This is a genomic window from Achromobacter sp. SIMBA_011 (assembly GCF_046535435.1).
In the GTDB taxonomy this organism is placed as follows: Bacteria; Pseudomonadota; Gammaproteobacteria; order Burkholderiales; family Burkholderiaceae_B; genus Achromobacter; species Achromobacter dolens.
On record NZ_JAWRWN010000707.1, the window covers coordinates 1 to 261 of the forward strand.

The following is a 261-nucleotide window of genomic DNA, read 5'->3' on the forward strand; positions in this document are numbered from 1 at the left end:
CGTGACGTCGATACGGTCCGTCGAAACGGAACCATTTGCCGCTGTAACCTTCAGGAGCAGCTTGTTGACGCCCGTATCGAGGGCGACATCAACCGTCTTGCCGGTTGCGACGACATTGCCCTTGAGGTCCGTCCAGACGAAGCCGGTCAGTTGCTCAGGCCCGAAAGAACCCGACGCGTCGAGCGTGACGGACGCCTTGCCGTCGCCGTCGATGTCGTAGGCTCTTTGATCAATGCCGGCCTTGGCGGTCGTGCCTGCCTT

At 61.3% G+C, this 261-nt stretch carries 1 protein-coding gene; it reads right to left on the reverse strand.

Going from position 1 to position 261, the window contains the following annotated elements; all coding sequences use genetic code 11:
- Positions 1-261 (reverse strand): hypothetical protein (locus SB816_RS32790; protein ID WP_410548352.1); only part of this gene is annotated, 261 nt, incomplete at both ends.